This is a genomic window from Thermosynechococcus sp. OHK43 (assembly GCF_014466085.1).
In the GTDB taxonomy this organism is placed as follows: Bacteria; Cyanobacteriota; Cyanobacteriia; order Thermosynechococcales; family Thermosynechococcaceae; genus Thermosynechococcus.
Genome location: NZ_JACOMP010000227.1, coordinates 1 through 6,320 on the forward strand (window position 1 = coordinate 1; position 6,320 = coordinate 6,320).

7 protein-coding genes and 1 pseudogene are annotated in these 6,320 nt (G+C 53.9%); 1 reads left to right on the plus strand and 7 read right to left on the minus strand.

All coding sequences use genetic code 11. The annotated features are described in order from the left end of the window. The 7 genes and pseudogenes from H8Q75_RS09565 to cutA all read right to left on the minus strand — a co-directional run. The coding region (locus H8Q75_RS09565) for a hypothetical protein (RefSeq protein ID WP_365971017.1) at positions 1 to 959 on the minus strand (959 nt) is incomplete at its 3' end. Positions 960 to 1,001: 42 nt separating this feature from the next. After that, positions 1,002 to 1,706, minus strand: coding sequence for a biotin--[acetyl-CoA-carboxylase] ligase (locus H8Q75_RS09570; protein WP_024124105.1), 705 nt, complete (start codon positions 1,704 to 1,706; stop codon positions 1,002 to 1,004). A 6-nt stretch (positions 1,707 to 1,712) separates the two neighbouring features. Continuing rightward, positions 1,713 to 3,239: an NYN domain-containing protein gene (locus H8Q75_RS09575; RefSeq protein ID WP_297041323.1), complete on the minus strand. Its 1,527-nt coding sequence runs from the start codon at positions 3,237 to 3,239 to the stop codon at positions 1,713 to 1,715. A 64-nt stretch (positions 3,240 to 3,303) separates the two neighbouring features. Next, positions 3,304 to 3,700, minus strand: a pseudogene (locus H8Q75_RS11995) (glycosyl hydrolase family 57); the annotation flags it as partial. 128 nt (positions 3,701 to 3,828) lie between these two features. Continuing rightward, on the minus strand, positions 3,829 to 5,010 hold the full coding sequence (locus H8Q75_RS09585; RefSeq protein ID WP_297041326.1) for an ABC transporter permease: 1,182 nt from the start codon (positions 5,008 to 5,010) through the stop codon (positions 3,829 to 3,831). A gap of 41 nt (positions 5,011 to 5,051) precedes the next feature. Then, positions 5,052 to 5,216: a hypothetical protein gene (locus H8Q75_RS12000; RefSeq protein ID WP_081711805.1), complete on the minus strand. Its 165-nt coding sequence runs from the start codon at positions 5,214 to 5,216 to the stop codon at positions 5,052 to 5,054. A gap of 45 nt (positions 5,217 to 5,261) precedes the next feature. Further along, positions 5,262 to 5,633, minus strand: coding sequence for a divalent-cation tolerance protein CutA (gene cutA, locus H8Q75_RS09590; protein WP_297041328.1), 372 nt, complete (start codon positions 5,631 to 5,633; stop codon positions 5,262 to 5,264). Positions 5,634 to 5,673: 40 nt separating this feature from the next. Between cutA and H8Q75_RS09595 the strand changes: the two genes are divergently transcribed. Next, positions 5,674 to 6,320 (plus strand): beta-ketoacyl synthase N-terminal-like domain-containing protein (locus tag H8Q75_RS09595; RefSeq protein ID WP_297041330.1); only part of this gene is annotated, 647 nt, incomplete at its 3' end.

The following is a 6,320-nucleotide window of genomic DNA, read 5'->3' on the forward strand; positions in this document are numbered from 1 at the left end:
GGAGTAGGGGGTGCCTCAACAACAGGCATTGGTTCTGGGGTGGGTTCAGGGGGGAGGTTGCTGGGCAGATCTGGACTGAGGCTGCTTTGGAGATTTTTCGCCGCCAGTTCTCCCCGTAGCAGGCGCGAGAGGACATCCTTGCCATTGGGTTGATAGGTGACAAGGCGGGTAATGGGATTGTAGGGAGAGGGAATCCGCTGACCATTCCCATCCAGGAGTTCAAGCCGCACCCAGTTATCCCCCGGCTGCAGTCCAGTGAGATAGTAGGCCTGCCAGCGATCGACGGTGAAAGATTGACCATTGATCGTGCAGCGCACCTGCCACACCTTCTCGTTGTTTAGTAGCTGATCCAAGGGTAGGTTGCTGAGATAAAAGTCGAGGAGCACCGGTTCAGCGCCATAGGTACCGCTGGGCTGATTGTAGGTGAGCAGGGGAAGACTAGCAGCTCGAGTGTCCTCATCTGCGGTGTAGAGATGAAACACGGTTTGAGCATAGGCAAGGGGATTTTTCAGACTTTCCCCCCAGGGGTAGACGACAAAAGCACGGAGAAGGTGCGTTCCCGGCTCAAGGTTAGTCAATTCAATGGGGGTGCTCAGGTCATAGACACTGCGGCTGGGCAGATCATCGAGCACCACCTCCACATGGGGGCCCAAGCCTGTGGGCTGATCCTGAAACAGGCGTAGCCCTTGGACACTGAGCTTGACAGTGACATTGCGACTTTGGAGCGTTTGGTTGACTTCGGGGGTGAGAATTTTCAGCCGGGGTTCATAGCGATCGAACCAATTTTTCATATCCTCAATGGCCACAGGAGCTGCCACCTCTGCCAGCGAGCCACTGGATTTTGCCGCTGCGATGTCCCCCATTGACCAGAGGAGAACGATGCTGAGAACCAAAGCGATCGCCCGTTGCCAACAGACCTGCCAACCCTTCATGCGCACCTCAGATGGTTGTAGTACCAAGGACAATTTTCGCAGACGGGCTGCCCACTTCCGCAACCAATTCTAGGGGCTGTAGATCACATGGCCACTGCTAAATTCCCGCACTTCGCCATTAGTTAGGCGCACCTGCAATGTCCCGCGATCGCTAATTCCCAGACTGATGCCCTGCCACCTCTGTTCTCCTTGGACAAGAGTGAGCGATCGCCCCCGCAGAAAGTCGCGCTGCGCAGCCACCCCCGCCCACTGTGACCGTTGCCAACACCAAAGCAGTTCAGCACGAATGGTCGCCAAGAGTTCCAAATCTGTGGGTACTGCTTCCCAAGGATCAAGAAGCTGATGAAGACTCATAGCTTGGGGAAGGCCCATTGCCTCAACATCTACACAGCGGTTCAGCCCCACCCCCACCACCAACCAAGGGGAACAGCTTTCACAGAGAATTCCCGCTAGTTTCTTGCCCTGAGCCATAACATCATTGGGCCACTTCAATTGCAGATGGCGATCCAGCGCTGGCCGCAGCCCACTCAACGCACGCATCACCGCTATCCCTGCTTGGACGCTGGGAGCAACGATCGCTGGCGAATGGGGCAAAATAAAGGAGGCCGTCAACACTCCCTGGGGGGATTGCCAAGGGCGGTTGTACTGACCTCGCCCCCGCGTTTGGGCCTGAGTATAGATGACTTGGCCGCCGTAGAGCTGATCGGCATGGCGCAGCGCCCATGTATTCGTGCTCCCACAGGTCTCTAGCCACACCAACCAAGGAAAATCCATGGCGATCTACCTGGGCACTGAAACAGAGGGCTCAATGAGTGCCTGTAACAGTTCTGGTTGCGGCTCCGTCCCCACCCGTTCAAAAAACCCCTGAAGGATCTGGTGTAGCCACTGTGCCAGTGCTGCATAGCCTTCGCGAAGTGTTGTGATTTTGGCAGCGACAAAATAGCGATCGCCACCGTGGGGAGCTGGCACGAGAATATTGGCCCTTTGGCAGTTATTCAAAGCAATTGCAATTTGGCTAGAACTAATCTCTGCTGGTGCGGTTTTCTCAATCATAGTGGCCAGTTCCTCTAAGGTAGCAACGCCCTCGTAATGGTCAAGGAGCCATGCTAGAGTATGAGCCAAGGCTGTAGGTTGGGCGATCGCCACCCGTTCGTGACTAAGCAGGGCCCGATAGGTTGCCAGACTGTGGAGGGGACGCTTTTCAAAATTGGCCATCACCACAGCACCGGCGGGAAGATGCTCCCGTAGACCAAGACGCAGTTGATTGGCACTGCCTTGGCAATAAAAGACACAGAAGATCGTGTTTTTGCAGACGTAGCGCAAGTATTCCGAAAACTTGACCATCCCCAACAGCAAAATGTCAAAGTTGGGCAGCAGGACTTGCACTGCCCCTTGGACTTTACTAATAGGTAGCCCTTCCTCCCGCAGAAGCTTGCCACACAGCAAATCACGGCGATACCAATCGAGAATCTGCCGCGTTTTAGCGATCGCCCCCTCGGCATGGCGAACCAAACTGACACTCAAATCGGCACACAAACGACGATTATCCGCATCTAAGGGAATGGTGGCGGGGGTGATGGTTGATGCCGGAGCTTCCATGGGGCAGGCGGGACTGACCACAGGCGGGCGGGATTTCACCGTTGGATCGGGAATGTGCACAAAGGCATCACAAATGGCCTGAAAACTCTTGCCAGCGGCATCTTCGTAGGCACAGCCAATCACCGTTTTGCCGTACTGCCGTAACTTCTTGGCAAGGGAGCCAAAGCCACCATCCCCGGAGACAATCACAAATGTATCAAAGCGGTCATCCTGAAAAATCAAGTCCACCACATCAATAGCCAATTGAATATCGGCGGCATTTTTGCGATTTTCGTAGGAAAAGCCAAAGACTTGTACAGGCTCAATGCCCAATTGGTGCATTTCACGGCGCAGTGACCCAAGGCGAGCATCACTCCAGTTGGCATAGGCACGTTGCAGTAGCACTCGGTCGATGGGGTAGGCTTGGCGAATATGGGTTTGGATGGCACCTAGGGAGATTTTGGCCACATCTGCAGCTTTGATGTTGTAGCCTTTAATCAAGTTTTCAATATCGTAGAAAATAGCAGTGCAGCGCTGGTGATGCCCAGACATTCCGGTTTCAAGATGCTCCAGTCTTTCCTCTAAACGCTGCAGCAGGTCCTCGATGTGGGGAGTAAGGGAATGACATTGACGCTCCTGTACCCAAGTGCCCACCAATGCCCCCACAGAACTGACCGCCACCACAGGGAGCGGTTCACGGGTAAGGGTGACAGCGAGGGAGCCCGCCACAATTGCTCCTAAAGGAGGTATGTACCAGTTTTGCCATGCCATAGTTTATTCTACAGATTTATGGATGCTGCCAAGCGCGAATGTCCAACTCAATGTCGGCAACTGGGCTTGAGGGAATCACCGCATGTCCCCAGCAGGTACCCAGCCACTCCAGGTAGGGGGCATAGGTATCCACGGTAATCCGCCGCAGGGCCGCCAGTGCTTCCTCTTGCCCCATCTGCTCCAGACCCCAAAGCAGGTTGCCCGGAGTCATCGAGCATTATCCGAAGTTGACAGCCCTCAGTCACCAACTGGGGCATCCAATCCCCCATGCGCCAATAACACCAAAGAAATTGACTTGCGTTGTAATTGTCCTCCTTATGGGGATGCATCAGCATATACTGCAAGTGACTGATTAGGCGGCCGTCCTCCCCTACTGGAATTGTCGGCTGCTGCATATGGAGAGCACAGGCAAAGGCCGCGCAAGGAGAGGGGATCATCTGGGGGATAAGGGGGGCAATGGGGCACTTCAGGCCTGTTCCCAACCACTGAGAACAGGTTTCGCTGGCGGCGGAGCGGTTGACCAAGGGAGGACAGGGTGAGGCATGATTCAAGCTCGAAAGACTTGGGCAGGATCAAGGCGCATCACTTTTTGCACTGCCAATAGGGAAGCGCTGACACACATGGCCACGGTGGCACTAAAAACGGCTAAGGCAAGTTGAGGGGTAATGATGATTTGGATGGCACGAGCTTGCATGGTCCACATCCCCAACCCCCAGGACAGGCCTAAACCGGGCAGATAACCCAGTACAGCCATCCACAGGGCTTGCTCAATAATAATTCGATACAAGTACCCGTCAGAAGCCCCCATTGCCTTCAGGGTGCCATACTCCTGTAGGCGATCGCTCACGGAGGAATAGAGAATCTGACTCACAATCACTATCCCTACAACCATGCCCACCCCTGCCCCTAGACCCAAAATGAACCCCACACTGGTGCTGGCCAACCAATAGCGCCGGGTCATTTCAGTCAGGGCAGCACGACTGAGCACTTGATAGTTGGGAAACGCTGCCCGCAATCGCTCCTGCACCTTTGCTAAATCCTCTCCCGGCTTTGCTTTGACCATGACATAACTGATGCGGGTACTCGGGGAGACCAACGGCAAAAATTCGGGTACCGGTTCACTGGGATCAAACCGCGGGAAGTTCAAGTAAAGGTTCGCAGTTTCCAGCGAGGTAAAGACATAGGGACTAGAGACAATTGATTTAACACCGCGCGTCCAGCCAATGACCGTCGCTGGGTAGTTATTCACACGACCTTTCTCCCCCAAAGCCGTGAGGGAAAGGGCATTGAGGTCAATGCGATCCACGATGACACTGTAGGGTTCCTCTAGCTTCCTCAGGGCTGCACCAGCAACTGTCGTCAAAGGCAGCAAGGTTCCTGTCGGTTCAACACCCACCACTTGCACTGGATCGATCGCCTCTGTCTCTGAACGGCGCCACATGGCCGACTGCATCAGGAGTGGTTCTGCAGCCGCAACCCCTTCAACTGCTTGGGCATCAAGGACAACTTGATACTCAATGGGCAATGTCAGGCCAAAATAACGCAGCTCATTCGAGGCAATCCAGAAATCCGCTTGGCTTTTGCTCACCAAGAGAGTGGCGGAGCGACTAAATCCCTCAAGGAGTCCCGTTTGAATAGTGACGAGACTGACAGCAAACGTGATGCCCAGTTGAGCAACGAGAAAGCGACTAAAGTCTTCTAAAAGATTTTTTCGAGCAAGGGAGACCATTTTTCCATCTTAAGTTTTAGCTGAAGCGGTGTCTAGGTGTTTCAGCCAGTTGGCGCACAGAGATTCGCGATCGCCCTAACAAGCCCATAGGAAATCCTTGGCTCAAAATTCACTCGGTAGGGGGGAAAAAGACGACGCTCGATAACTTGTGAGTGGGAAAGAATACCATACTGAAAGATAGAGGGTAGGTTATTGACATGGGTAATGTAATAGAAACTTTATGATCTTGATGATCTTGGATTCAGATCTTCTTAACCTCCAGGTGGCTTTTGAGTTTGCTCTTTGATCCAGTTCAAATAGGCAGAAGAACCAGCAATGATTGGCATGGCAATGATCTCTGGGACTTCATAACTGTGTAATGCCAGCAGGCGATCGCGCACCTGCTCAAATAAAGCGATGCGGGTTTTAATCAGCAATTGCCATTCTGGAGCGCGATGCACCGCTCCTTGCCAACGGTATATTGATTGAACAGGTAGAACCTGCACACAGGCAGCCAGGTGCTCCGCCACCAGTTGATCGGCCAAGGAGAGTGCCTCAGCTTCCGTAGCTGTAGTAACAATCACTACACAGTACTCTGCCGCCGTTTCCAAACCTGCTGTCCTCACGTCACGATGTTGCGTCACGATGTTGATTAGGTTGATCATATCTTGAATTAATTGTGCAGTGAATGTTGTTATTACTGGCATTGGTCTATGGACAGCGCTTGGGGACACCGCGATCGCCACATGGCAGCGGTACTGTCAGGGCAAGACAGCACTCATAGCCACCCCTGAAGGACTGGTGGGTGCAACGAGCTTGCCTGTCGAGAAAATTATTGAAACGACTACGACTCAAGCGCTCAAGGATGCAAAATTAACGGCTCCCCTGGGCAGTGCCGGGGCAGTGGTCGGCTCCAGTCGCGGCTTTCAAGCCCAGTGGGAAAGATGGTTACGACAGCCTGCTCTTTCGCGAGAAACATGGTTACAAACCTTGCCAGCAACTGTTTCGCAGCAGGTAGCACAAATTGCAGGCATTCAGGGGATAGTGCTCAATCCCACAGCCGCCTGTGCCACGGGAATCTGGGCAATTGCCCAAGGGGCACTGTTGATTGCCCAGGGGGATTGCGATTTGGTGTTGGCTGGAGGCGTTGAATCCGCCATCTCCCCCTTAACCTTGGCCGGCTTTCGCCAGTTAGGGGTCTTGGCTCAGGAGCGGGCAGCTCCCTTCGATCGCCAGCGGCAGGGATTTGGCTTAGCGGCCGGCGGCGCCCTTCTTGTCTTGGAATCTCCAGAACGGGCGCGATTACTGTGTATTATACACATCTCCGAGCC

Bases quoted from the DNA above. Each gene is read 5' to 3' on its own strand.
- H8Q75_RS09570 (WP_024124105.1), bottom strand. From the start codon at position 1,706: ATGGATTTTCCTTGGTTGGTGTGGCTAGAGACCTGTGGGAGCACGAAT.
- H8Q75_RS09585 (WP_297041326.1), bottom strand. From the start codon at position 5,010: ATGGTCTCCCTTGCTCGAAAAAATCTTTTAGAAGACTTTAGTCGCTTT.